At 74.0% G+C, this 21,390-nt stretch carries 21 protein-coding genes; 11 read left to right on the top strand and 10 right to left on the bottom strand.

What is annotated here, in order from left to right; genetic code table 11:
* Nucleotides 1–192 precede the first annotated feature (192 nt).
* The 5 genes from IRY44_RS19060 (at nt 193) to ctaD (ending at nt 5,908) form a co-directional block, all read left to right on the top strand.
* Nucleotides 193–1,176, top strand: coding sequence for a glucosyl-3-phosphoglycerate synthase (locus IRY44_RS19060; RefSeq protein WP_269698087.1), 984 nt, complete (start codon nt 193–195; stop codon nt 1,174–1,176).
* A 28-nt stretch (nt 1,177–1,204) separates the two neighbouring features.
* Nucleotides 1,205–2,359, top strand: coding sequence for a glycosyltransferase (locus IRY44_RS19065; RefSeq protein ID WP_194801644.1), 1,155 nt, complete (start codon nt 1,205–1,207; stop codon nt 2,357–2,359).
* Nucleotides 2,360–2,479: 120 nt separating this feature from the next.
* Nucleotides 2,480–2,932, top strand: a complete 453-nt coding sequence (locus tag IRY44_RS19070; protein ID WP_228532438.1) for a DUF4383 domain-containing protein — start codon at nt 2,480–2,482, stop codon at nt 2,930–2,932.
* A 153-nt stretch (nt 2,933–3,085) separates the two neighbouring features.
* Nucleotides 3,086–3,817 (top strand): ATP-binding protein, encoded by a 732-nt coding sequence (locus IRY44_RS19075; RefSeq protein ID WP_194801646.1) that lies wholly within the window; start codon nt 3,086–3,088, stop codon nt 3,815–3,817.
* Nucleotides 3,818–3,904: 87 nt separating this feature from the next.
* Nucleotides 3,905–5,908: a cytochrome c oxidase subunit I gene (gene ctaD, locus IRY44_RS19080; protein WP_194801647.1), complete on the top strand. Its 2,004-nt coding sequence runs from the start codon at nt 3,905–3,907 to the stop codon at nt 5,906–5,908.
* Nucleotides 5,909–6,008: 100 nt separating this feature from the next.
* On the opposite strand, the gene IRY44_RS19085 is transcribed toward ctaD, so the two are convergent.
* Together IRY44_RS19085 and IRY44_RS19090 are read right to left on the bottom strand one after the other, a co-directional pair.
* Nucleotides 6,009–7,142, bottom strand: a complete 1,134-nt coding sequence (locus IRY44_RS19085) for a SigB/SigF/SigG family RNA polymerase sigma factor (RefSeq protein WP_194801648.1) — start codon at nt 7,140–7,142, stop codon at nt 6,009–6,011.
* Nucleotides 7,143–7,385: 243 nt separating this feature from the next.
* Complete coding sequence (locus IRY44_RS19090; protein WP_194801649.1) at nt 7,386–8,795, bottom strand: hypothetical protein; 1,410 nt, start codon at nt 8,793–8,795, stop codon at nt 7,386–7,388.
* Between the two features lie 170 nt (nt 8,796–8,965).
* On the opposite strand from IRY44_RS19090, the gene IRY44_RS19095 reads away from it, so the two are divergent.
* A complete protein-coding gene (locus IRY44_RS19095; protein ID WP_194801650.1) occupies nt 8,966–9,190 on the top strand; it encodes a CDGSH iron-sulfur domain-containing protein in 225 nt (74 codons plus the stop codon).
* A 110-nt stretch (nt 9,191–9,300) separates the two neighbouring features.
* Here IRY44_RS19095 and IRY44_RS19100 read toward each other — a convergent pair whose 3' ends face one another.
* Genes IRY44_RS19100 through IRY44_RS19110 form a run of 3 tightly spaced genes read right to left on the bottom strand, consistent with a single transcriptional unit; the run spans nt 9,301 to nt 13,265 of the window.
* Nucleotides 9,301–10,347 carry an iron-containing redox enzyme family protein gene (locus IRY44_RS19100; RefSeq protein ID WP_194801651.1) on the bottom strand — a complete coding sequence of 349 codons (1,047 nt, stop codon included), beginning with the start codon at nt 10,345–10,347 and terminating at the stop codon, nt 9,301–9,303.
* A gap of 52 nt (nt 10,348–10,399) precedes the next feature.
* Nucleotides 10,400–12,148 (bottom strand): thiamine pyrophosphate-binding protein, encoded by a 1,749-nt coding sequence (locus tag IRY44_RS19105; RefSeq protein WP_194801652.1) that lies wholly within the window; start codon nt 12,146–12,148, stop codon nt 10,400–10,402.
* The gene (locus tag IRY44_RS19110) at nt 12,141–13,265 is read right to left on the bottom strand and encodes a Vms1/Ankzf1 family peptidyl-tRNA hydrolase (RefSeq protein WP_135239893.1); all 1,125 of its coding nucleotides are present in this window, start codon (nt 13,263–13,265) and stop codon (nt 12,141–12,143) included. The genes IRY44_RS19105 and IRY44_RS19110 overlap by 8 nt, the downstream gene beginning before the upstream one ends.
* Before the next feature lie 151 nt (nt 13,266–13,416).
* On the opposite strand from IRY44_RS19110, the gene IRY44_RS19115 reads away from it, so the two are divergent.
* Both IRY44_RS19115 and IRY44_RS19120 read left to right on the top strand, forming a co-directional pair.
* On the top strand, nt 13,417–13,956 hold the full coding sequence (locus IRY44_RS19115; RefSeq protein WP_228532397.1) for a hypothetical protein: 540 nt from the start codon (nt 13,417–13,419) through the stop codon (nt 13,954–13,956).
* Between the two features lie 36 nt (nt 13,957–13,992).
* On the top strand, nt 13,993–14,883 hold the full coding sequence (locus tag IRY44_RS19120) for an alpha/beta fold hydrolase (protein WP_194801654.1): 891 nt from the start codon (nt 13,993–13,995) through the stop codon (nt 14,881–14,883).
* Here the strand turns inward: IRY44_RS19120 and IRY44_RS19125 are convergent.
* Nucleotides 14,864–15,205, bottom strand: coding sequence for a DUF3817 domain-containing protein (locus IRY44_RS19125; protein ID WP_194801655.1), 342 nt, complete (start codon nt 15,203–15,205; stop codon nt 14,864–14,866). The two genes, IRY44_RS19120 and IRY44_RS19125, sit on opposite strands and share 20 nt — an antisense overlap.
* 187 nt (nt 15,206–15,392) lie before the next feature.
* On the opposite strand from IRY44_RS19125, the gene IRY44_RS19130 reads away from it, so the two are divergent.
* Entirely contained in the window at nt 15,393–16,871 is a 1,479-nt protein-coding gene (locus tag IRY44_RS19130) for a glutamate--cysteine ligase (protein WP_194801656.1), read from the top strand.
* A gap of 13 nt (nt 16,872–16,884) precedes the next feature.
* On the opposite strand, the gene bla is transcribed toward IRY44_RS19130, so the two are convergent.
* The 3 genes from bla to IRY44_RS19145 all read right to left on the bottom strand — a co-directional run bounded on the left by bla (nt 16,885) and on the right by IRY44_RS19145 (nt 18,928).
* Nucleotides 16,885–17,823, bottom strand: a complete 939-nt coding sequence (gene bla / locus IRY44_RS19135) for a class A beta-lactamase (RefSeq protein ID WP_194801657.1) — start codon at nt 17,821–17,823, stop codon at nt 16,885–16,887.
* 157 nt (nt 17,824–17,980) lie between these two features.
* Entirely contained in the window at nt 17,981–18,589 is a 609-nt protein-coding gene (locus IRY44_RS19140; protein ID WP_194801658.1) for a DUF6518 family protein, read from the bottom strand.
* 48 nt (nt 18,590–18,637) lie between these two features.
* The gene (locus IRY44_RS19145; RefSeq protein WP_194801659.1) at nt 18,638–18,928 is read right to left on the bottom strand and encodes a helix-turn-helix domain-containing protein; all 291 of its coding nucleotides are present in this window, start codon (nt 18,926–18,928) and stop codon (nt 18,638–18,640) included.
* A gap of 66 nt (nt 18,929–18,994) precedes the next feature.
* Between IRY44_RS19145 and map the strand changes: the two genes are divergently transcribed.
* On the top strand, nt 18,995–19,768 hold the full coding sequence (map, locus tag IRY44_RS19150; protein WP_194801660.1) for a type I methionyl aminopeptidase: 774 nt from the start codon (nt 18,995–18,997) through the stop codon (nt 19,766–19,768).
* A gap of 30 nt (nt 19,769–19,798) precedes the next feature.
* Here map and IRY44_RS19155 read toward each other — a convergent pair whose 3' ends face one another.
* Nucleotides 19,799–20,446 carry a maleylpyruvate isomerase family mycothiol-dependent enzyme gene (locus tag IRY44_RS19155; RefSeq protein WP_194801661.1) on the bottom strand — a complete coding sequence of 216 codons (648 nt, stop codon included), beginning with the start codon at nt 20,444–20,446 and terminating at the stop codon, nt 19,799–19,801.
* A 235-nt stretch (nt 20,447–20,681) separates the two neighbouring features.
* On the opposite strand from IRY44_RS19155, the gene IRY44_RS19160 reads away from it, so the two are divergent.
* A complete protein-coding gene (locus IRY44_RS19160) occupies nt 20,682–21,296 on the top strand; it encodes a calcium-binding protein (protein ID WP_194801662.1) in 615 nt (204 codons plus the stop codon).
* Nucleotides 21,297–21,390 lie beyond the last annotated feature (94 nt).

Raw genomic sequence — 21,390 nt, forward strand, 5'->3', positions numbered from 1 at the left:
CGCGCGCGAAACGCCGCCGGGGGGCGCAACGCAACGTTCATCTGCCCGGAACCGCCCGGTACGCACCTGGTGATCAGGTTGTTAGGCAAGATCCGGTTAGCGCAGATGCGGGATTGGGAAAACCATGGTTCGCGATTCCACCACTAATGGGGGGTGCCCGTGCGGGAATCAGATTCGACCGTCTCACCTGTGGTGGAGGCGTGGGCCACGTATCGCACCAGCACCGCCGCCGACTGGCCGGCGCGACGACTGGTCCGGGCCAAGGGCGCGAGCCGGGTCAGCGTGGTGCTGCCGGCCCGCAACGAGGAGGCGACAGTCGGCGCGATCGTGTCGACCGTCCGGGAACACCTGATGGACCGCGTGCCGCTCGTCGACGAGCTGATCGTGGTGGACTCCCGGTCCACGGACCGGACCGCGCAGGTGGCGCGCGCGGCCGGCGCCGAGGTGGTAAGCCAGGACGCGATGACGCGCGGGCTGCCCCGGCTGGCCGGCAAGGGCGACGCGCTCTGGGCCGGGCTGGCCGCCGCCGAGGGGGACGTGGTCGCGTTCGTGGACGCCGACCTGCGCGAGTTCCGGCCACACTTCGTGACCGGGCTGCTCGGGCCGCTGCTGACGGACCCGAGCGTGGAGTTCGTGAAGGGGTTCTACCACCGGCCGCTTGTCGGTGCGACAAGTGTGGAGCCCGACGGCGGCGGGCGGGTGACGGAGCTGATGGCCCGGCCGCTGCTGAACCTGTTCTGGCCGGAGCTGGCCGGTTTCGTGCAGCCGCTCGCGGGCGAGTACGCCGGCCGCCGCGAGGTGCTGGAGCGGGTGCCGTTCGTCACCGGGTACGGCGTCGAGACGGCCATGCTGATCGACCTGCTGGAGCTGGTCGGGCTGGACGCGCTGGCCCAGGTCGACCTGGGTGAGCGCAAGCACCGGCACCAGGACACCGCCGCGCTGGGCCGGATGTCCGCGCAGATCATGCTGACCGCCTGGTCGCGGCTGCAGCGGCGCGGGTGGGCGGCGCCGGGGGTGGCGCCGACCGCGCTGCTGACCCAGTTCCGCCGGGGCGGCTCCGAGGCGCTGCCCAATCTGGACCGCGAGATCGTCGTGAACGACGTGTCGGTGCAGGAACGCCCGCCGCTGGCGCAGATGCGCAACCGCCTTCCCCGCCGCCGGGTGGCGGCCGCATGAACAGCAAGAACACCGGAGAGGACAGCGCATGACGCTCACCGTGCTGATGAACGCCGGGCCGTGGCTGTCCGTGCCGCCGCCCGGCTACGGCGGGATCGAGAACGTGATCGCCACGCTGGTGCCGGAGCTGCGCCGGCTGGGCGTGCGGGTGGTGCTGGCCTCGGTGGAGAGCAGCACGCTGCCGGTGGACGAGCGGATCGCGGTCTTCCCGGACGGCCAGTTCCACGCCTTGCAGCGGCCGTACAACCAGGTCTGCGGCGTCTCCCAGGCGCACCTGTCCGAGGTGGTGCGGGCGCTGCACGCCCGCGACGACATCGACCTGGTGCACGACCACGTGGAGGCGGTCGGTCTGGCCACGCTCGCCGCGATGGGCCCGGACGCCCCGCCGGTGCTGCACACGCTGCACTGGGACCTCGCCAAGCACCCGGAGCTGTACGGCAACCTCGACGGCGGCGAACGGGTACGGGTCAACGGCGTGTCCGCCTCGCAGCTGGCCCGCGCGCCGGAGGCGCTGCGCGCGCACTCGGTGGGACACGTGCACCTGTCCACCCCGCTCGCCGTGGACGCGGACCGGCACGCGCCGGTGGCGAAGGGCGACCATGTGGTGATCCTCGGCCGGATCAACCCGGGCAAGGGGCAGGACCTGGGCGCCCGGCTGGCGCAGGAGACCGGCTTCCGGCTGGTCCTGGCCGGGCCGGTCGGCCCGTACCACCGCCCGGAGGATCTGGCCGCGGCCGGCGACGAGGCCCGGCAGAACCCGGACGTGCGTTTCTTCTACGACCACGTCGCGCCGCACGTGGACGGCGACCGGGTGCGCTGGGTCGGCACGGTCGCCGGCCGGGAGCGCGACGACCTGGTCGCCTCCGCGCGGGCGTCGCTGTTCCCACTGCGCTGGGAGGAGCCGGGTGGCACGGCGGTGGTCGAGTCGCTGTCACTCGGTACGCCGGTGGTGGCCACCTCCCGCGGCTGCCTGCCGGAGCTGATCGAGCACGGCCGCACCGGCCTGCTCACCGGCGACGAGCGGGAGCTGGGTGACCTGGTGCTCGCCTCCGACGGGCTGGAGCCGGCCGAGTGCCGGCGGGAGGCGGCCCGGCGGTTCACCCCGGCCCGGATGGCACAGCGGTACGTGGAGCTGTACGACCGGGTCCGGGCGGGCGCGACGAAGCCGCTGCAGCCCGCCTGATCCCTCGCGAGCACGTCCACCGGCCCGGCCGTCCCGCGCGGCCGGGCCGGCGTTTGCCCCCGCCGGCCGCGGGAAACCGGCGCTTCCCGCGGTGGCGAGGAGGCCGGCGTGACGAATTCGATGGCGCACTCCCGGGCGCGGCGCAACCCGGCCGACGGGCGGGCGCCGGTACGCCGGGTCGCCTCGGGGTTGGCCGTGCTCCTGCTGCTGCTCGGCGCGCTGGGTTTCGTGCCGGGCGTCACCAGCCACTTCGCGGATCTGCGCGTCGCCGGGCCGGGTTCCGGCGCCCGGCTGTTCGGTGTGTTCCAGGTCTCGGTGGTGCACAACCTGGTGCACCTGGTGCTGGGGGTGGCCGGGCTGGTGCTGGCCCGTACCGTCAGCGGCGCCCGCGCGTTCCTGGTCGGCGCCGGCGCGGTCTACCTGGCGCTGTGGCTCTACGGGCTGGCGGTCGACCGGCGCGACACGGCGAACGCGCTCGCGGTCAACCGGGCCGACTCGTGGCTGCACCTGCTGCTGGGCGCCGCCATGCTGGCGCTGGGGCTGCTCGCGTCGCGGCGCGGGGAGCGCCGCTGACCTGCGCCCCGGCGGCCCCGATGCCCGGTTTCGCCGGTCCGGGGCGCGGGTACGTCCGTAGTCCTCCGGCTGTGGACGGCGGCGACCGCCCCGGCCGGGCGGCCCTCCCCCGACGAGGGCGACCCTCCCCGACGAGAAGGAAACGAGGCGGCGATGGTGACCCGGATCAGGTGCGAGGTCCGCGACGAGTCGCCGGTCACTGTCGTACGGCTGGCCGGAGCGCTCGACCTGGGCACGATGCGCGCGGTGCACGAGGTGCTCGACAGCTGCCTCGCCGCGCAGCCGGACGCCCTGGTGGTCGACCTGGAGGAGATCGAGGTCGGCGAGCCGCTGGCGCTGTCCGTCTTCGCCGCCGCCGCCCGCCGGGCCGCCGACTGGCCGGCGGTGCCGATGGTGCTCGCCGCTCCCTGCGCCGAGACGGCAGCGTGGCTGAACGAGACCACCGCCTGCCGGGTGGTGCCGGTGCGCCGGGACTGCGCCGAGGCCACCGCGCTGGCCGGCGCGGATGCGGCACCCCGGCTGCGGGCCCGGCTGGAGCCGGTCGCCGGCGCCTGCCGGCGGGCCCGGGAGCTGGTCACCGAGGCGTGCGGCAGGTGGAACGTGCCGGAGCTGGCCGGCCCGGCATCGCTGGTGCTCAGCGAGCTGGTCGGCAACGTGGTGCGGCACGCCGGCACCCCGATGCAGGTGACGCTGACGCTGCGCCGGCCGTACCTGCGGGTGGCGGTGATGGACGGCAGCCCGGCCGACGCGCGCGCCGCGAGCAGCCGTGACCCGCGTGCGGAGGGCGGCCGCGGGCTGATGCTGGTCCGCGAGCTGACCCAGCGCTGGGGCAGCACGCCGGTCGGCGCCGGCAAGGTCGTCTGGGCCATGCTCCCGGCTAATTGACCGAATTCTCCGCTCTCGCCTGGTTACATGGGCAGAGGGCCGGGTACGCCCGCCCGTCCTGTCTGTCGTCACACGGGGTGAGAAGCCATGCCCAAGCGGGTAGTCACGGAACCGGCACGAGACCGGGGGCCCGCGATCCTCGCGCCGGCCCGGTTCGGGGGATTCCCCGGGCCCGTACGGGAGGCGGTGAAGGGCAACGCGCTGTGGCGGTTGCTGCGCACCACCGACGCCAAGCAGATCGGCCTGTTGTACCTGGTCACGTCGTTCGGATACTTCATCGTCGGCGGGATCCTGGCGTTGATCATCCGGGCGGAGCTGGCCCGGCCGGGGATGCAGATCGTCTCCCCGGAGCAGTACAACCAGATGTTCACCATGCACGGCACGGTGATGCTGCTGCTGTTCGCCACCCCGCTGTTCTTCGGGTTCGCCAACTACCTGGTGCCGCTGCAGATCGGCGCCGCCGACGTGGCGTTCCCCAGGCTGAACGCGTTCGCGTACTGGCTCTACTTCCTGGGCGCGCTGATGGTCGTGGGCGGGTTCGCCACCCCGGCCGGCGCGGCGGACTTCGGCTGGACCGCGTACACGCCGCTGAGCACCTCGCAGCACTCCCCCGGCGTCGGCGGAAACCTGTGGGTGGTCGGCCTGGCCGTGTCCGGCCTGGGCACGATCCTCGGCGCGGTCAACCTGATCACCACGATCGTGACGCTGCGCGCCCCGGGCATGACCATGTTCCGGATGCCGATCTTCACCTGGAACGCGCTGCTCACCAGCGTCCTGGTGATCTTCGTGTTCCCGCTGCTGGCGGCCGCGCTGATGGCGCTGGCCTCGGACCGGCTGCTGCACTCGCACGTGTACGACTCGACGACCGGCGGGCCGATGCTCTGGCAGCACCTGTTCTGGTTCTTCGGTCACCCCGAGGTGTACATCATCGCGCTGCCGTTCTTCGGCATCATCACCGAGATCATCCCGGTGTTCTCCCGCAAGCCGATCTTCGGCTACACCGGCCTGGTGCTCGCCACCATCGCCATCACGGTGCTGTCGATGACGGTCTGGGCGCACCACATGTTCGCCACCGGTCAGGTGCTGCTGCCGTTCTTCAGCATCCTGAGCTTCCTGATCGCGGTGCCGACCGGGGTGAAGTTCTTCAACTGGATCGGCACCATGTGGAAGGGACAGATCACGTTCGAGACGCCGATGCTGTTCGCCGTCGGCTTCCTGGTGACGTTCCTGCTCGGTGGCCTGACCGGGGTGCTGCTGGCCAGCCCGCCGGTGGACTGGCACGTCACCGACACCTACTTCGTGGTGGCGCACTTCCACTACGTTATGTTCGGGACGATCGTGTTCGCCGCGTTCGGCGGGCTCTACTTCTGGTTCCCGAAGATGACCGGGCGGCTGCTCGACGAGCGGCTCGGCAAGATGCACTTCTGGACCATGTTCATCGGCTTCCACGCCACCTTCCTGGTGCAGCACTGGCTGGGCAACGAGGGCATGCCCCGCCGGTACGCCGACTACCTGCCCGGCGACGGCTTCACCACGCTGAACACGATCTCCAGCATCGGCTCGTTCGTCCTCGGCGCGTCCACCCTGTTCGTGATCTGGAACATCTGGAAGTCGTGGCGGTACGGCGCGATGGTCACCGTGGACGATCCCTGGGGCTTCGGCAACTCGCTGGAGTGGGCCACCACCTGCCCGCCGCCGCTGCGCAACTTCGACCGGATGCCGCGCATCCGCTCCGAGCGGCCCGCGTTCGACCTCAAGTACGGCCCGCTCGTGTCCGACCTGGGCCGGGACCTGCCGCAGCGCACCACGAAACCGCCGCAGAGCTTCAGCGAGGAGTTGCACCACGAGCGGCACGTGCCGGAGTCGCCATCGGCCGGCGGCGCGTACGGCGCGCGCGAGGCGGTGGACTACCAGCCCGCGCCGCAGTCCGGCGCCCGTCCGGTGGAGGTGCCGGAGCCGGAGGAGGTGCGCCGGCCCAGCTTCGAGGAGACCGACGAGCCCGAGGGCAGCGCGCTCAACGCCGAGCGCGACGAGCAGCCGAACGACAGGTGGCGGCACCCGCGCGGGCACGGGGACACCCCGGAGAACTGAGACATCGCAGGAGGGCCGGCGCCGTCGGGCGCCGGCCCGCTCGTCGTACGCCTCGCGCCGGCTCCCGTGGTGGGGGGCCGGCGCGGTACGTGCGGTGGGGTCAGTCGGCGGCCGGCAGTCCGGCCGCGGCCAGCGATCGGCGCACCGCCGGCTGCACCCGGGTCAGCCGCAGTGGCACGCCGGTACGCGCGGCGGCCTCCCGGCCGGCCATCAGCGCGGCGATCCCGCCGGCGTCGAAGCCACCGGCACCCACCAGGTCGACCACCACCTCGCGGGGTTGCCCGGTGACCGCCTGGAGCACGGCCCGGCGCAACTGGTCCGCGCCGGCCCGGTCCACCTCGCCGCCGACCTCGACGACCACCCGGTCGCCGTTCTGCTTCACCGAGATCCGCGCCTTGCCCGGTTCGGCCTCGGCCGCGCCGTTCTGCCAGGGCGGCGGCGCCTCGGCCAGCATCGCCTGACGCAGCCAGGTCAGCGCCCGCGACAGCAGCCGGGACACGTGCATCTGCGAGATGCCGAACCGGGCGGCGATCTCCGCCTGGGTCTGGTTGCCGTAGAAGCGCATCGCCAGGATGCGGCGCTCCCGCCAGGGCAGCCGGTGCAGCAGGCCGCTGACGGTGACCCGGTCGTCGACGGACTCCAACGCGTGGTCGGACTCACCGACCAGATCGCCGAACTCGGCCGAGCTCTCCCCGCCCACCGGCGCGTTCAGCGACGCCGGGCTGTAGCCGGCGGCCGACTCCAGCGCGGCGAGGATCTCCTCCTCCGGCGTCTCCAGCCGGGCGGACAGCTCGGCCACCGTGGGCGCGCGGGACAGCTCGCTGGTCAGCGTCGCCGTCGCCTGTCCCACCTCGAGGATCAGGTCCCGCAACCGGCGCGGCACGTGCACGCCCCAGGTGCGGTCGCGGAAGTGCCGTTTGATCTCGCCGACGATGGTGATGGCCGCGTACGCGGTGAACGAACCGCGTTCCGGGTCGTACCTGTCGACGGCGTTCACCAGGCCGAGACGGGCCACCTGTTCCAGGTCCTCCAGCGGCTCACCGCGCCCGCGGTAGCGGCGGGCGAGCCGGCCGGCGAACGGCAGGGCGAACCGGACCAGGTCGTCCCGCGCCTCCTGCCGCCGCTCCGGTGGCAGGCCCTCGATCCGGGCCGCGTACGCGAGCGCCGCCGCGTCCAGGTCCTCCAGACCCCGGTCGGTGGTCGGTGGTGTGGGTGTGGTGGTCTGTCCGAACATCCGCGCCCCCTCGCCGAAGAGCCCCCGCCCGGTCGGAACCGGTCGTGCGCGTGGTCGGACCACGCACCGGGTGAGGAAGTTGGGTTACGTGACGGATACGTCGAAAGCGGTGGCTGCCCGCCGCACGGCGTCGTGGGCCGTTTCGCGGCGAGCGGTCTTCCCGCTCCGTAGGTACTCAATCACGGACCGCAGGATCGCGAGGAAGTTTCGCCAGGTTGGCCAGCAGCCGGTCCCGGCGGCGGTTCAGGAGACCAGCAGGCCCTGGTGTGCGCCCGCGTCCCGCAGCGCGGTGAGGGCCTCGGCCATCCGCAGCGGCGGTGGTGCGGGCAGGTCGCAGGGCTGGTTGCGCAACACCTCCGTGGCACGTCGGGTGGGTACCGAGGCGACCGGGTAGCCGCGCGCGGCGCCCCGGTCCAGGGCCCGCCGCTTGCGCCCGAAGCCGGCCACCGCCAGCCACTGGGGCAGCCCCGCGGACGCGGGCGAGCGCAGGCCGGGCGGCTCGGGCAGCACATCCACCGAGGTGAACGGCTCGCTGCCGGCCAGCCACCACTCGACGCCGGCGACCCGCCGCGCGGTGGCGTTCTCGCACCAGTACGGCACCAGGCCGGCCCGCAGCACCTGCGCCGGGTCGAGCAGCCGGCCGCACTCCACCACCAGCCGGTTGCCGGTCTTGCCGGCCCGTCGCAGCCAGCGCCGGTACAGGTCGGCGGTCACCGCGCTCAGCGCGTCCGGCTGCGGCACGACCACCCGGTGCAGCGGATGCCCGTACCGGTCGCCGAGACAGCGGGCGTCGTGCTCGAAACCGGACTCCACGCCGTGTTCGGCGAACGCGCCCGCCACCGTGACCTCCGGCGCCGCCCAGCGCGTCTCGTCGCCGCCGGCGGCGCGCAGCACCTGGCCGAGCGCGCGGGCGTCCGGGTGGAAGTCGACCGGGTCGAGGCCGCCGGCCGGGCAGCCGGCCTGGAAGCTGTGCCCGTCGCCGCCGTCGCGGACCGGCCAGGTGCGGGCGTCGTGCAGCAGCAGCACCGGCGCGGCCGGTTCCAGCCGGTCGGCCAGGAAGCGCGCGTACGCCTCCGGCAGGGTGCGCCAGCGCACCGCGAACGTCACCGCCGCGCCGGCCACCGCGCCCCGGCTGGCCGGGCAGTGCACCTGGCGGACGTGCACGCGCGGGTTGCCGTCGAGCAGCCGGGCGGCCAGCGTGGCGCCGTGCGCGTACGCGGCGTCGGGGCGGTCCACCGCCCCCCGGGCCCATTGCCCGGCCAGTTCGAACCCGGCCGGGAGCCAGGGCACGCCGAGCGCCGCCGCGAGGTGGACGGCGGCGCCGTGCGGCGACCCGAGCACCACGCCGGGGAAGCGCCGCTCCGGGTACTGATCGGCGAACCATCCGGCGACCCGCTCGGCGTCCACGGCGGCGATCTGGCCGGCGGTGAGCGCCGCCCGCCCGGCGGCCCGGAGGGTGGCGGCGCGGCGGACCGGCTCGGGCGCGCCGGTGAGGCGGGACAGCGCGCCCGGGTGGCCGAGGTCGCCGCAGTCGTCGCCGCGCAGCGCCCGGGCGGTCGCGGCGACCAGGATCCGGGCTGCACTGCCGGCCGCCACCACCCGCTCCACGGGCAGGCCCGCACCGCCGGCCCGTTCGACTCGTTCGCTCACCACGCGGCCCGGCTTCCCGTCCCTCTGGGGTCTAAACGGGGCATCTCCCCACGGGTCAGGACCAAGGCCCGCCCGGTACCGGCACCGCCCGCCACACCCAGGTACGCCGTCGCGCCGCGTGCCCGCCGTCGCGGGCGGGTTTGGGCCGGACCGGGACGGGCACTGCACGGCGCATGCCCGACGACGAGAGCACCCCGGCGGCGACCATCACCCCGTACCGGGACGGACCACTGCTGGTACGCGGCGACTTCGCGCTCGTCACGCCCGAGGGCAAGCCGATCGAGACGCGCCGGGGCACGGTGGCGCTGTGCCGGTGCGGTAAGAGCGCGATCAAGCCGTTCTGCGACGGCACGCACAAGGTGGCCGGTTTCCGGGCCGGCAGCGACCGCTCACCCTGACCCCCACGCCCCTTCCCCCGCGATCTTGCACTTTGCGACCCTTCAAACGTAGCGAAACGGGCATCCTGAGGGCCCGAACTGCAAGATCGCGAGGGGCGGGGCGGGGCGGGTCAGGCTGCGGCCAGGGCCTCGGCTCGCGGGCGCAGGGACGACTCGCCGGCGGACCAGGCGGTGAGCAGGTGCGCGGCGAACAGGGCGTCCAGCGCCAGCGCGGCGGCGGCCCCGAACAGGACGTCGGACGCGAGCGCCGGCTCCGCCCGTACCAGCCCGCCGCACATGTCGTACGCGGCGATCTGCTCGTGCACGGCGTCGGCCTCGACGTGCTCGTCGTAGAAGCGCGTGGCGACCGCGTCGAAGCCGAGCCGGCGCAGTCCGTTGCCGTAGCGGCGGTTCGGCAGCGACGAGGTCATCTCGTACGCGGCCAGGTGCCCCAGCAGCGCGCCGCGCAGCCGTCGGTGCAGGCCGAACAGCGACATCAGGTTGTTCGTCGCCAGCGTCACCGCCGGCACCCGGTCCAGGTGGGCGGCGTAGCCGGTGTCCAGGCCGAGCCGGTCCATCGTGGTGCGGAACAGCTCGGCGTGCATCAGGTCCAGCCGGCCGTTGCCGTACTCGTCGGTCTGGATCTCCACCAGCGCCGCCTTCGCCGGGCCGCCGAGCCGGGGCAGCGCCCAGCTGTGCGGGTCGGCCTCGCGCAGGTGGTAGATCGAACGGTGGACGACGAACTCGCGGAACCGGTCGAGATCCGCGCGGCGTTGCAGCGTGGCGGCCAGCGGCGGGCCGTCGTCGGCCGCCACCAAATCGGCCAGTGCACCAGGCACGCCGGCCGGCAGCACCGCCGGCGGCGGGCCGGCCAGCTCCCGCAGCGCCGCCTCGAACGGCCGCTCGGCGCGGACGCGCAGCGCCAGCAGCGACGGCTCCCACTCCCACGCCTCGTCCACGCCGGCCCAGCCCCGGTAGTGCAGCTCGTAGCAGAGGAACAGAGTGAGCTGGAGGTCGTCGTCGGTCAGCGGCGCGGCCAGCGCGCCGAACCCCGCGCCCAGCCCGCCCGGCAGCTCGCGCGGAGCGCCGCGCAGCGCGGCCAGCAGCGCGGCGGAGACCGGCCCGCGCGCCGCGGGCAGCGGAGCGGGGCCGTAACGGCTGTCGGCGGCGACGGACATGGTGACCTCCCGGGACGGTTGCGCCCGGTCGCAGTGCCCCGCCCCGATGCCGCTAAACGACTTCGTCGGCCGCGATGGCCTCGGTCTGGATCACCCGCTCCCGCACCCGGCGGGCCGCGTCCCCGTCGGCCACCAGGCCGCGCAGGTCGGCCAGCGCCGGTTCGGGCGCGTCCAGCGGCACGGCCGGGTCCACCACCGCCTCCAGGACGGCGGGCCGGTCGGCCGCCAGCACCTCGTCCCAGGCGGGTCCGACCAGGTCCGGCCGGTCCACCCGGACGCCGTGCAGCCCGAGCAGGCGGGCCCACCCGGCGTACGGCACCTCGGGCCCCCGCTCCCCCGGTGACCGGCCGCCGCCGACGCCGGACTGGTCCCTGTTGTTCAGCACCAGCACGATCAGCCGCGGATCGCGCCACCGCGTCCAGTGGTGCGCCACAGTGATCAGCTCGGCCAGGCCGTTGAGCTGCATCGCGCCGTCACCGAGCAGCGCGAGCACCGGCTCGTCCGGGCGGGCCAGCTTGGCCGCCACCGCGTACGGCAGGGCGCAGCCCATCGAGCCGAGCGTGCCGCACAGCCGGGCCTGCACCCCCGGCGGCAGTTCCAGGTGCCGGGCGTACCAGTAGACGACCGAACCGACGTCGACGGCGACGCCGGCGTGCCGGGGCAGCCGGGTGGACAGCTCACGCAGCACGAGCCGCGGGTCGACCGGATCGGCGGGCGTGGCGGCGCGTTCGGCGGCGGCCTCACGCCACCGGTCCACCATCTTCTCCACCATGCCGCGCCACTCGCGGTGGGGATTCTCCGACACCCGGGCCAGCAGCGCCCGCAGCGTCTCGGCGGCGTCGCCGACCAGCGGCACGTCCACCGGGTAGCGGGTGCCGATGCGCCGGCCGTCGATGTCGATCTGGATGGTGCGTACCTGGCCCGGCATCGGGAACCAGTCGGTCCACGGATCGTTGGTGCCGATCATCAGCAGCGTGTCGCAGGAGCCCATGAGCTGCGCGGCGGCGGTGGTGCCGACCTCGCCGAGCACGCCGGTGTGGAACGGCAGCCGCTCGTCGAGCACCGGCTTGCCCAGCAGCGACGTGGCCACGCCCGCGCCGAGCCGGTCGGCGAGCGCGACGATCTCCTCGGCCGCGCCGTGCGCGCCCTGGCCGACGAGCATCGCCACCCGCCGCCCGTTGCCGAGCAGCGAGGCGGCGGCGTCCAGGTCGGCGTCGTGCGGCAGCACACGGGCCAGCGGCTCGCCGGGCGTCGCGGTGACCACCCCGGCGGTCTGCGGCAGCAGGTCCGGTACGGCGGTGACCTGCAACGCGCGCGGCAGCACCACGCAGGTCGGGCTGCGGGTCGCCGCAGCGGTACGGAACGCCTGGTCGAGCAGCGCGGGCACCTGTTCCGGGCTGCGGCCGTAGCGGACGAACTGGTTGCACACGTCGCCGAAGAGGCGGCTCAACCCGATCTCCTCGTGCGCGCCGCCGAGCGGGCCGGTGACGTCCTCGCCGATGATCGCGACCACCGGCTTGCTGTCGAGCTTGGCGTCGTAGAGCCCGTTGAGCAGGTGCACCGCGCTCGGACCCTGGGTCGCCAGGCACACCCCGACGCCGCCGGTGAACTTCGCGTGCCCGGTGGCCATGTACGAGGCGGTCTCCTCGTGCCGGGCGGGGACGAAGACCGGATCCCCGCCCGCGTCGTCGAGCGCGCCCACCAGCGGGGCGATCGCCGCGCCCGGACAGCCGAACACCCGCGGCACCCGCCAGGCCCGCAGGCGTTCGACCACCAGGTCGGCGACGATGCGCTCAGCCATTACCCCGCCCCGGCGTGCTCGCGTCGACGTAGCGCAGCACCGCGCCGACCCCGTCGGTCAGCTCCGGCGCCTCCTCGGGCGCGAGCACCGTCAGGTCCGCGTCGGTACCGATCAGCGCGCGCAACAGTGCCGCGTCGGCGCGTACCCGCTGGGGGTCGGCCACCGACATGCCGGCCAGCTGCCCCGGGTCGGTGGCGATCTCGGTCGGCTCGGGGCCCACCCACAGCTCGCCGTCGGCCGACGGGTCGTCCACGATGAGCATGGTGTCGACCTGGTTGCGTTGCAGCGCGGAGACCACGGCGTCGAGCCCGGCGCCGACGTCCTCCTGGACGCCGAAGCGGTCCAGCGCGGCGGCGATCCGCCGGTCGGCGACCTCGGCGACGGTCTGCACGGTGATGTCGTCCATCAGCGTGTCGTCGGCGCCCACGTCGCGGGCACCCGCGTCGGTGCGCACCAGCACGTCCTGCCAGCGGGCGGGGAGCTGGGCGGCGATCATGCCGGTGGCCCGGACGTCCCCGGCCACCACGACGACGTCCGCGCCGACGCGCTCGGCCAGGTCGGCGGTGGCCGCGGCGGCGTCACCGGCGTTCTGGTGCCACGCCTCCATCGCGGCGCGCTGGTAGCGGGACTGCGACCAGCCGCCCGGCTGCACCCGGCGCAGCTGGCGGCTCTGCCCGCCCTGCACCTGGGCCCGCCGGGGCACCCCGCCGGCGCTGACCGCCATCGCGTCCGCGCCGGTACGGTCGGCCAGCACCCGCACCCAGGCCACCTGCTCGCCCCGCTGGGCCACGAGCGGCATGGTGTGCGGCAGCGCCGACCAGCTCGCCAGGTCACGCAGCGGCGGTGCGGACAGGTACTCGGTGAGCACCACGCGGCCCCGGCTGGCGAACACGGCGATGCCGTAGTCGCCGGGCATCGGCTGGTGCCGGCGGACGACCTCCTCCACCGCCTCGACGGTGACCGGGTCGGCGCCCTGCCCCAGCAGGTCGCCCTTGAGGGCCCGCCAGCGCAGGTCGACCTGCGCTCGCGCGTCCTGGGTGTCGCGGGAGGCGTCCATGTACACCGAGCACCACGGCCCGGGACGGTCGTAGAGCGGGCGCAGGAAGGACAGCTGCATGCTCGACCCCTTTCCGGCTCGGCCGCACGCATACCCGCGCCCCGGCGGAGTTCACCTGCCGGCCGCCCGGGCGTGACCACCGTTCATTCACGTCGTTCAACCCGAAGGGCCGATACCATCTGTGCACGGCACGGGACTCTCGGTGGTGAACATGGATACGGAGTTGTACACCCGACGCGTCGTCCACCCGACGGAACGCGTCGTCACCGGGCGTCTGGTCCGGTTGATGGAGGGTTACGCCCGGGAGGTCCGGGTCGGGCAGCCCGCGCTGGTCGCGGTGCTCACCGCCGCGGGGGTGGTGGGGCTGCTGCTGAAGGTGGTGCGCGCGTTGCTCAGCAGTGGCGGCGGCGGGGCCCGGCGCAGCTTCAAGGAGCTGAAGAAGGGGCCGGAGTTCCTGGTCACCCCGGTCCGGGTCCGCGACGCCACCGGCCGGCTGGTCGAGGTCGAGTTGCACGGCCACCTGCCGCAGAGCGCGCTGCACCCCGGCGACCACGTCCAGCTCGCGCTGCGGGCGCAACGCGACGAGGACCTGCCGCCGCGGATCGAGCGGATCGTCAACCTGACCACCGGGCAGCTGCTCACCCCGCGTACGGCCACGCTCTGGTCGCACCTGGGTCCGGCGCTGCTGCTCCAGGCGATGCTGGGCGCCGTGCTGCTGTTCGGCGTGGCCGCCTGCTCGGCGCTCACCTAGGTTTCCCGGCCGCCGGTGGCGGGCACCGCTGCGGCCATGTTCCCCGGTTTCACACTCACCGAGATCGACGTCGGCGCGGTCCGCCTGCGCGTACGCCACGGCGGCTCCGGGCCACCGGTGGTGCTGCTGCACGGGCACCCGCGTACCCATGCGACCTGGCACCGGGTGGCGCCGCGGCTGGCCGCGCGACACACGGTGATCTGCCCGGACCTGCGCGGTTACGGCGGCTCGTCGAAGCCGCCGAGCGACCCGGAGCACACCGTCTACTCCAAGCGGGCGATGGCCGCCGACGTGGTCGGGCTGCTCGACGCGCTCGGCCACCGCCGGGCCGCAGTGATCGGTCATGACCGCGGCGCGTACGTGGCGATGCGGACCGCCCTGGACCACCCGGACCGGGTGAGCCGCCTCGGTGTGCTGGACGGGGTGCCGATCGGTGAGGCGCTGGCCCGCTGCGACGCCCGGTTCGCCGCCCGCTGGTGGCACTGGTTCTTCCTCGGCCAGCTCGCCAAGCCGGCCGAGCGGGTCATAAACGCCGACCCGGACGCCTGGTACGGCGGGTCACCGGAGGAGATGGGCGAGCAGGCGTACGCCGACTACCGGCGGGCCATCGGTGACCCGGCGACTGTGCACGCCATGTGCGAGGACTACCGGGCCGGGCTCGGGCCGGACCGGGCGGCGGACGACGCCGACCGGGCCGCCGGGCGCCGGATCGGCTGCCCGGTGCTGTTCGCCTGGTCCGAGCGCGACGACATGGTCGACCTCTACGGCGACCCGGCCGCGATCTGGCGCGACTGGGCCGACGACGTGCGGACCGCGTCGATCCCGTCCGGGCACCACATGGCCGAGGAGGCGCCGCGGGAGCTGACCGACGTGCTGGCCGGCTTCCTCGCGGAGGACGTCGCCGCGGTCAGCGACCGGCGGGGGTGAGCGGCTTTCCCACCGGCGCCGGCGCGTCGAGCAGGCCCCGGCGGCTCGCCCAGCGCTCGAACAGCACTGTGGCGAACGGGGGCACCGCGCTGACCAGGGCCAGCCCGGTCTGCACGAGCGTCCAGCGGCGCCGCCGGGCCACCACGAGCGCCAGCAGGCCGTAGATCACGAACAACGCGCCGTGGATGGGGCCGAAGATCTTCACGCCGATCTCGTTGCCCGGCGGGCCGTACTTGACCGCCATGCCGGCCAGCAGCGCCGCCCACGAGCATCCCTCGGCGAACGCCGCCACCACGAACGCCCGGATCCACCCGTCGCGCATTCCGCCACTCCCCTTCGCCGTCGGCGGCCATGCTAGCCGTCCGGGCCGGGCCGCCCGGACGGAACCCGCAGCCCCGCGACGGGGATCACCGGGGCCACCACGGGGTACAGAAAAGGGCCTCCGGGCCTTTCCTGACCCGCCACTCCGTGCGAGGTTGGGGAGAACCAACGGTGACAGGGTGGTGACCATGGGCGAGGACGTCGGCGTGCGTACCTTCAGCCGGGAGGACCGGGCCCGCTATCGCGAGAAGGTCCGGCGGTGCCTGGACGTGTTCGCCGAGATGCTGCGCGAGTCCCGGTTCGACGTGGAGCGGCCGATGACCGGCCTGGAGATCGAGCTGAACCTGGTCGACGACGGCTTCGACCCGGCCATGCGCAACGCCGACGTGCTGGAGGCGATCGCCGACCCGGCGTTCCAGACCGAGCTGGGCCAGTTCAACGTGGAGATCAACGTCGAGCCGCGGCGGCTCGCCGGCACCGGCACCGCGGCGTTCGAGGAGCACGTCCGGGCCAGCCTGAACGCCGCGGAGGAGAAGGCCCGCACGGTGGGCGCGCACATGGTGATGGTCGGGATCCTGCCGACGCTGCGCCCGGAGCACCTGACCGCCGAGACGCTGTCGGCCAATCCCCGGTACGCGCTGCTCAACGAGCAGATCTTCGCCGCCCGCGGCGAGGACCTGCCGATCGCGATCAGCGGGGTGGAGCGGCTGGCCACCACCGCCGACACGATCACCCCCGAGGCGGCGTGCACCAGCACCCAGTTCCACCTCCAGGTCAGCCCGGCGCAGTTCGCCGACTACTGGAACGCCGCGCAGGCGATCGCCGGCATCCAGGTGGCGCTCGGCGCGAACTCCCCGCTGTTCTTCGGCCGGGAGTTGTGGCGCGAGACCCGGGTGCCGCTGTTCCAGCAGGCCACCGACACCCGGGCGGAGGAGATCAAGGCCCAGGGCGTACGCCCCCGGGTGTGGTTCGGCGAACGCTGGATCACCTCGGTGTTCGACCTGTTCGAGGAGAACGTCCGCTACTTCCCGGCGCTGCTGCCGGTGTGCGACCCGGAGGACCCGGCGGCCACACTGCACAGCGGCGGCGTGCCGAAGCTGGCCGAGCTGCGGCTGCACAACGGCACCATCTACCGGTGGAACCGGCCGGTCTACGACGTGCTCAAGGGCCGGCCGCACCTGCGGGTGGAGAACCGGGTGCTGCCGGCCGGGCCGACGGTGCTGGACACGGTCGCGAACGGCGCGTTCTACTTCGGCCTGGTGCGGGCGCTCGCCGAGTCGGACCGTCCGCTGTGGTCGCAGATGTCGTTCAGCGCGGCCGAGGAGAACTTCAACGCCTGCGCCCGGCACGGCATCGATGCCCAGGTGTACTGGCCGGGGCTGGGCTATCTGCCGGTGACCGAGCTGGTGCTGCGCCGGCTGCTGCCGATGGCCCACCACGGGCTGGACCGGTGGGGCCTGGACCCGGCCGAGCGGGACCGGCTGCTCGGCATCGTCGAGCAGCGCTGCCTGACCGGCCGCAACGGCGCGACGTGGCAGGTGGAGACGCTGCACCGGCTGGAGTCGGCCGACCACCTGGACCGGCCGGCGGCGCTGCGCGAGGTGGTCCGCCACTACGTCGACCTGATGCACAGCAACCGGCCCGTGCACGAGTGGCCGATCCCCTGAGCCGGGCCTCCGGTCAGCGCAACGCGGTCACCGCCGCCCGCGCGGCCGCGGCGACCAGGGTGTCGTCGGGCTTCGCGTCGCGGCTGTCGTGACTGGTCATGACCGCCAGCACGATCGGCGCCCGGTCCGGCGGCCACACCACGGCGATGTCGTTGCGGGTGCCGTACCCGCCGGTGCCGGACTTGTCCGCCACCTGCCAGCCGGCCGGCACGCCGGCCCGGACCAGCCCGCTGCCGGTGGTGCTGGCCCGCATCCAGCCCAGCAGCAGGTCGCGGTCCGCGGGCGGCAGGGTCTCCCCCAGCGTGTACGCCCGCAGCGAGCCGGCCAGCGCGCGGGGCGTGCTGGTGTCGCGCTCGTCGCCGGGCGTGGCCGCGTTGAGTTCCGGCTCGGTGCGGGCGGGCCGGGTGACCTGGTCGCCCACGTCCCGGAGTGCCCGTGCGAAGCCGGCCGGGCCGCCGAGCGCGTCGAACAGCAGGTTGCCGGCGGTGTTGTCGCTGTACCGCACCGCTGCCTCGGCCGCGTCCCGCAGCGTCATGCCGGTCTCCACGTGCCGTTCGGTCACCGGGGAGTGCGCCACCAGGTCGGCGCGCCGGTAGCGGACGACCCGGTCCCGGTCGGCGTCGGACGTGGCGGCCAGCATCGCGCCGGCGGCGAGGGCCTTGCAGGTCGAGGCGTACGCGAACCGCTCGTCGGCCCGGTGCGCGAGGGTACGGCCGGTGCCGGTGTCGAGGGCGAAGACGCCGATCCGGGCGCCGAAGCGCCGCTCCAGTGCCGCCAGCTCGGCCGGCGCGGGCACCGGCTCGGCGCTCGGTGTGGCACTCGGCGTGGCCGTGGCGGTGGATGCGGCCGGGGCGCTGGTGGGCGGTGCGGCTTCGGGCCGGTCCTTCGTGCAGCCGGCCACCAGAGCCGTCGCCGTGAGCATCGCCGCCGCGAGCACCTGTCGTCGGATCATCCGTTTCCTCCCCCGTCGTCCGGACCACGCCTTACTCGGGTCATTGTCGCCGACCCCGGTCGGGCCGGCCGCTCGCCGCCTCGGCCGGCGCGGTGGCCCGCTGCCCTGGTCGGCCCGTGTCCTCGGCCGGCGATGGCCCGCCGGCCGACGGGACAGGTCAGCCCGCGACGGCGGCGAACGTGACCGCGCCCGCCGCGGCCAGCGGCAGCGCCACCGCGGCGGCCAGCAGCCGCACCCGGGCGGGCCGGCCGATCAGCACCACGAGCAGCGCGGCGAGTGCGAGGTCGATCGCCACGTTCCACCACGCTCCGGGATAACCGGACCGTGACTTCAGCGCGAACCGCAGCGCCTCCTCGACGAACACGGCCACCGGCAGCGCGACCCCGACGACGCGCCGCCATCCCTGCGTCCGCGCCCAGATTCCGGCGACGCCGAACACCACGCCCGCCACCACGCCGAACGCCATCCAGACGAACGAGGTGAGCGCCCAGATCACGGCGATGTCGTCGCCCTGGAGCAGCGTCGCCGCCAGGTAGTAGCTGGGCACCGCGACGATCAGCAGGACGCCGGCGGCCACGGCGGCGCGCACCGCGCCCGCCCGGATCCACCAGCCGAGCGCGAACGCGGCCACCGCCCAGGTGGCGGTGGAGTTGCCGAGTTCGGCGAAGGGGAACGGCACCCACTTGATCCAGACGAAGTCCAGGAAACCGAGCAGGAAACCGGCGACGGGTACGACAAGCGCGACGGCGCGACGCGAGGGCGGCATGCGACGGAGCTTACATACTCGGTATGTTCTCCTCGCCGACAGGGCGCGCTACGAGGCCAGGCGCTGCTCCGACGGCGCGAGACGCACCGCGGTGTCGGAGCGGTTGATCTCGGCCCACACCTCGTCGAGGGAGAGGCCGAGGACGTCGGCGATGGCGGCGATGGTGGGGAACGCCGGCGTGGCGACGCGGCCGGACTCGATCTTCCGGAGGGTCTCCGGGGAGACTCCGGCGTCGAGCGCGGTGAGCAGCATCGAACGCTCACCCCGGGCGCGGCGCAGAAGCGCGCCGAGGCGTTGCCCGCGCTCGACCTCGGCGGGGGTGAGGGGCAACCGGACCATGCCAGGATTCTAATACCGGGATAACATGGCCGGGATACTTATTGGTTCTGCGAGGAAGGCGCCTGCATGATCGAGATCCTGAGCCGCACCGACGTCCGGCGGGCGCGGGACACCGGCGCCCTGGTCGCCCACATCCTGCAGACGTTGCGCGGCAGCACCACCGTCGGCACCAACCTGCTCGACATCGACAGGCAGGCCCAGCGCATGATCGCCGAGGCCGGGGCGCAGTCCTGCTACGTCGACTACGAGCCGTCGTTCGGGCGCGGCCCGTTCGGCCACTACATCTGCACCTCGGTCAACGACGCGGTGCTGCACGGGCTGCCGCACGACTACACGCTCGCCGACGGCGACCTGCTGAGCCTCGACCTGGCCGTCTCCCTGGGCGGGGTGGTGGCCGACTCCGCGATCAGTTTCGTCGTCGGTGACACCCGGCCCGCGGAGAGCGTCGCGCTCATCGAAGCGACCGAACGGGCGTTGCAGGCCGGGATCGCCGCGGCCCGCCCCGGCGCCCGCGTCGGCGACCTCTCGTACGCCATCGGCTCGGTCCTCGCCGGAGCCGGTTACACGGTCAACACCGAGTTCGGCGGCCACGGCGTCGGGTCGACGATGCACCAGGACCCGCACGTGTCGAACACCGGGCGGCCCGGTCGCGGCTACACACTGCGGCCCGGGCTGCTGCTGGCGCTGGAGCCGTGGATCATGGCGGACACCGCCACGCTGGTCACCGACGCCGACGGGTGGACGCTGCGCAGCGCGACCGGCTGCCGTACCGCGCACAGCGAGCACACCATCGCCATCACCGACGACGGCGCGGAGATCCTGACGCTGCCGCGGTCGTGACCGGGCCCGCCCCCGGGTCATCGGCCTCGGTCAGGCGGGCGCGCACCGCTCCCGCAGCGTCTGCACGCCGGGGCCGGTGAGGTCGTCGCAGTACGCGGCCCGCCCGGCCATCGCCATCATCAGCGCGACAGTGGTGCCGCTGACCAGCGGGCCGGCGCCGGCGGTGAACGGCCCGTCGGTGGCCTCCACCCGCAGGCCCTCGATCGCGCTGCGCCCGGCCACCGTGAAGTCCCGCCCGGCGTAGAACCGGGCGACCGGCGTGACGGCCTCGACCGACGGCGTCCGCGTCAGGCCGAGCGGACGCCGGATGTCCTGGGCGTGCACGACCACCTCACCGAGCCACGCCTCGGTCGGCCCGAACGTCGACGTGGTGCTGCCGATGATCCGGCGGAACCGGTCCAGCGTCTCCCCCGGGCCGGCGCCGCGGTGCTCGGCCAGCCGGCGGTCGTTGTGCAGGTCGAAGTCGAACCGGGCGCCGAGCACGCTGGCGAGCCACCGGACGCGGCCGACGCTCGCCGCCGCCGTCATGTGCGCGAGCGTCTCCTGCACCGTCCACCTGCCGCACAGCGAGGGCCGGGCCCAGTGCGCCGGGTCGAGATCGGCGAGGTCGTCGGCCAGGGCGGCGCGCTCGGCGTGCGCGAGCGCCCACAGCTCGCGGCGGGTCAGCGTGTCGGACATGAAACCTCCAGAGTCGGGCCGTCAGAGGTAGGACCGCGCCCCCTCGGCGAACTCACCGCTCCCCGCTCCGCCGATCTTGGAGTTGTGGTGGTTCGCGAACCGGACATGTGCGACCTTCGAGGCGCCACAACTCCAAGATCGACGCTGAGGCGGGCGGGCTGCACGTTTGCTGCACGTCCGCTGAACGCTCGCCGGTGACGCTTCTCGTACACATCAACCGCAAGGGAGAAGCGTCATGTCACACCGGTACCTCTCCACCGCCCGTACCGCCGCCTCGGTGGCCGGGGCGCTCGTCCTGGCCGCCGCGGGCCTGGCCGGCGGCGCCACCCCGGCGTCGGCGGCCTACATCGTCCCCCCCGACTGCGGCCCCTACTCCGGGTTTCCGGTGCCGGCCGGATACACCAGGATGGACGCCGTCGGGGTCTACGTCAGCACCAGCAGCAACAACCGGGAGTTCATCATCGGCACGCCCGCTCGCGAGGTCATCGTCGGAAGCGTCTACGACGACATCATCTGCGGCCTCGCCGGCAACGACGACATCAAGGCCAACACCGGCGACGACATCGTCTACGGCGGCTTTCACGGCGACGACATCTGGGGCGACCTGGGCAACGACAACCTCCACGGCGACGGTGGCGCCGACACCATCCACGGGGACCGCTTCATCGGGCCCAGCGCGCTGGACGGCAACGACCGCGTGGACGGCGGCAGCAACGACGACTACCTCTTCGGCGACAAGGGCGTGGACACCCTGGTCGGCGGCCCCGGCTGGGACGAGGGTGACTGCGGCCCCGACGCGGTGATCGACGATCCCCGGCCCACACTGGATCTCCCGCTCAACTGCCCGTGATCCCGCCGGCACGGCGGTCCGCGCACCGGGAGACCGGGAGCGCGGACCGTCGCGCCGCCACCTGTCGGATCGTCGTCACGCCCGGTCCGGCCAG

It is taken from the genome of Micromonospora sp. ANENR4 (assembly GCF_015354395.1).
Lineage (GTDB): Bacteria > Actinomycetota > Actinomycetes > Mycobacteriales > Micromonosporaceae > Micromonospora > Micromonospora aurantiaca.

What these genes read in the sequence shown, in the direction of transcription:
- IRY44_RS19065 (WP_194801644.1), top strand. Translation starts at nt 1,205, where the DNA reads ATGACGCTCACCGTGCTGATGAACGCCGGGCCGTGGCTGTCCGTGCCG.
- IRY44_RS19155 (WP_194801661.1), bottom strand. Translation starts at nt 20,446, where the DNA reads ATGTCCGACACGCTGACCCGCCGCGAGCTGTGGGCGCTCGCGCACGCC.
- IRY44_RS19105 (WP_194801652.1), bottom strand. Translation starts at nt 12,148, where the DNA reads ATGGCTGAGCGCATCGTCGCCGACCTGGTGGTCGAACGCCTGCGGGCC.
- IRY44_RS19130 (WP_194801656.1), top strand. Translation starts at nt 15,393, where the DNA reads ATGGGCGAGGACGTCGGCGTGCGTACCTTCAGCCGGGAGGACCGGGCC.
- IRY44_RS19140 (WP_194801658.1), bottom strand. Translation starts at nt 18,589, where the DNA reads ATGCCGCCCTCGCGTCGCGCCGTCGCGCTTGTCGTACCCGTCGCCGGT.
- IRY44_RS19125 (WP_194801655.1), bottom strand. Translation starts at nt 15,205, where the DNA reads ATGCGCGACGGGTGGATCCGGGCGTTCGTGGTGGCGGCGTTCGCCGAG.
- map (WP_194801660.1), top strand. Translation starts at nt 18,995, where the DNA reads ATGATCGAGATCCTGAGCCGCACCGACGTCCGGCGGGCGCGGGACACC.
- IRY44_RS19075 (WP_194801646.1), top strand. Translation starts at nt 3,086, where the DNA reads ATGGTGACCCGGATCAGGTGCGAGGTCCGCGACGAGTCGCCGGTCACT.
- IRY44_RS19070 (WP_228532438.1), top strand. Translation starts at nt 2,480, where the DNA reads ATGGCGCACTCCCGGGCGCGGCGCAACCCGGCCGACGGGCGGGCGCCG.
- IRY44_RS19115 (WP_228532397.1), top strand. Translation starts at nt 13,417, where the DNA reads ATGGATACGGAGTTGTACACCCGACGCGTCGTCCACCCGACGGAACGC.
- IRY44_RS19160 (WP_194801662.1), top strand. Translation starts at nt 20,682, where the DNA reads ATGTCACACCGGTACCTCTCCACCGCCCGTACCGCCGCCTCGGTGGCC.
- IRY44_RS19085 (WP_194801648.1), bottom strand. Translation starts at nt 7,142, where the DNA reads ATGTTCGGACAGACCACCACACCCACACCACCGACCACCGACCGGGGT.
- IRY44_RS19110 (WP_135239893.1), bottom strand. Translation starts at nt 13,265, where the DNA reads ATGCAGCTGTCCTTCCTGCGCCCGCTCTACGACCGTCCCGGGCCGTGG.
- IRY44_RS19120 (WP_194801654.1), top strand. Translation starts at nt 13,993, where the DNA reads ATGTTCCCCGGTTTCACACTCACCGAGATCGACGTCGGCGCGGTCCGC.
- IRY44_RS19100 (WP_194801651.1), bottom strand. Translation starts at nt 10,347, where the DNA reads ATGTCCGTCGCCGCCGACAGCCGTTACGGCCCCGCTCCGCTGCCCGCG.
- bla (WP_194801657.1), bottom strand. Translation starts at nt 17,823, where the DNA reads ATGATCCGACGACAGGTGCTCGCGGCGGCGATGCTCACGGCGACGGCT.
- IRY44_RS19145 (WP_194801659.1), bottom strand. Translation starts at nt 18,928, where the DNA reads ATGGTCCGGTTGCCCCTCACCCCCGCCGAGGTCGAGCGCGGGCAACGC.
- ctaD (WP_194801647.1), top strand. Translation starts at nt 3,905, where the DNA reads ATGCCCAAGCGGGTAGTCACGGAACCGGCACGAGACCGGGGGCCCGCG.
- IRY44_RS19095 (WP_194801650.1), top strand. Translation starts at nt 8,966, where the DNA reads ATGCCCGACGACGAGAGCACCCCGGCGGCGACCATCACCCCGTACCGG.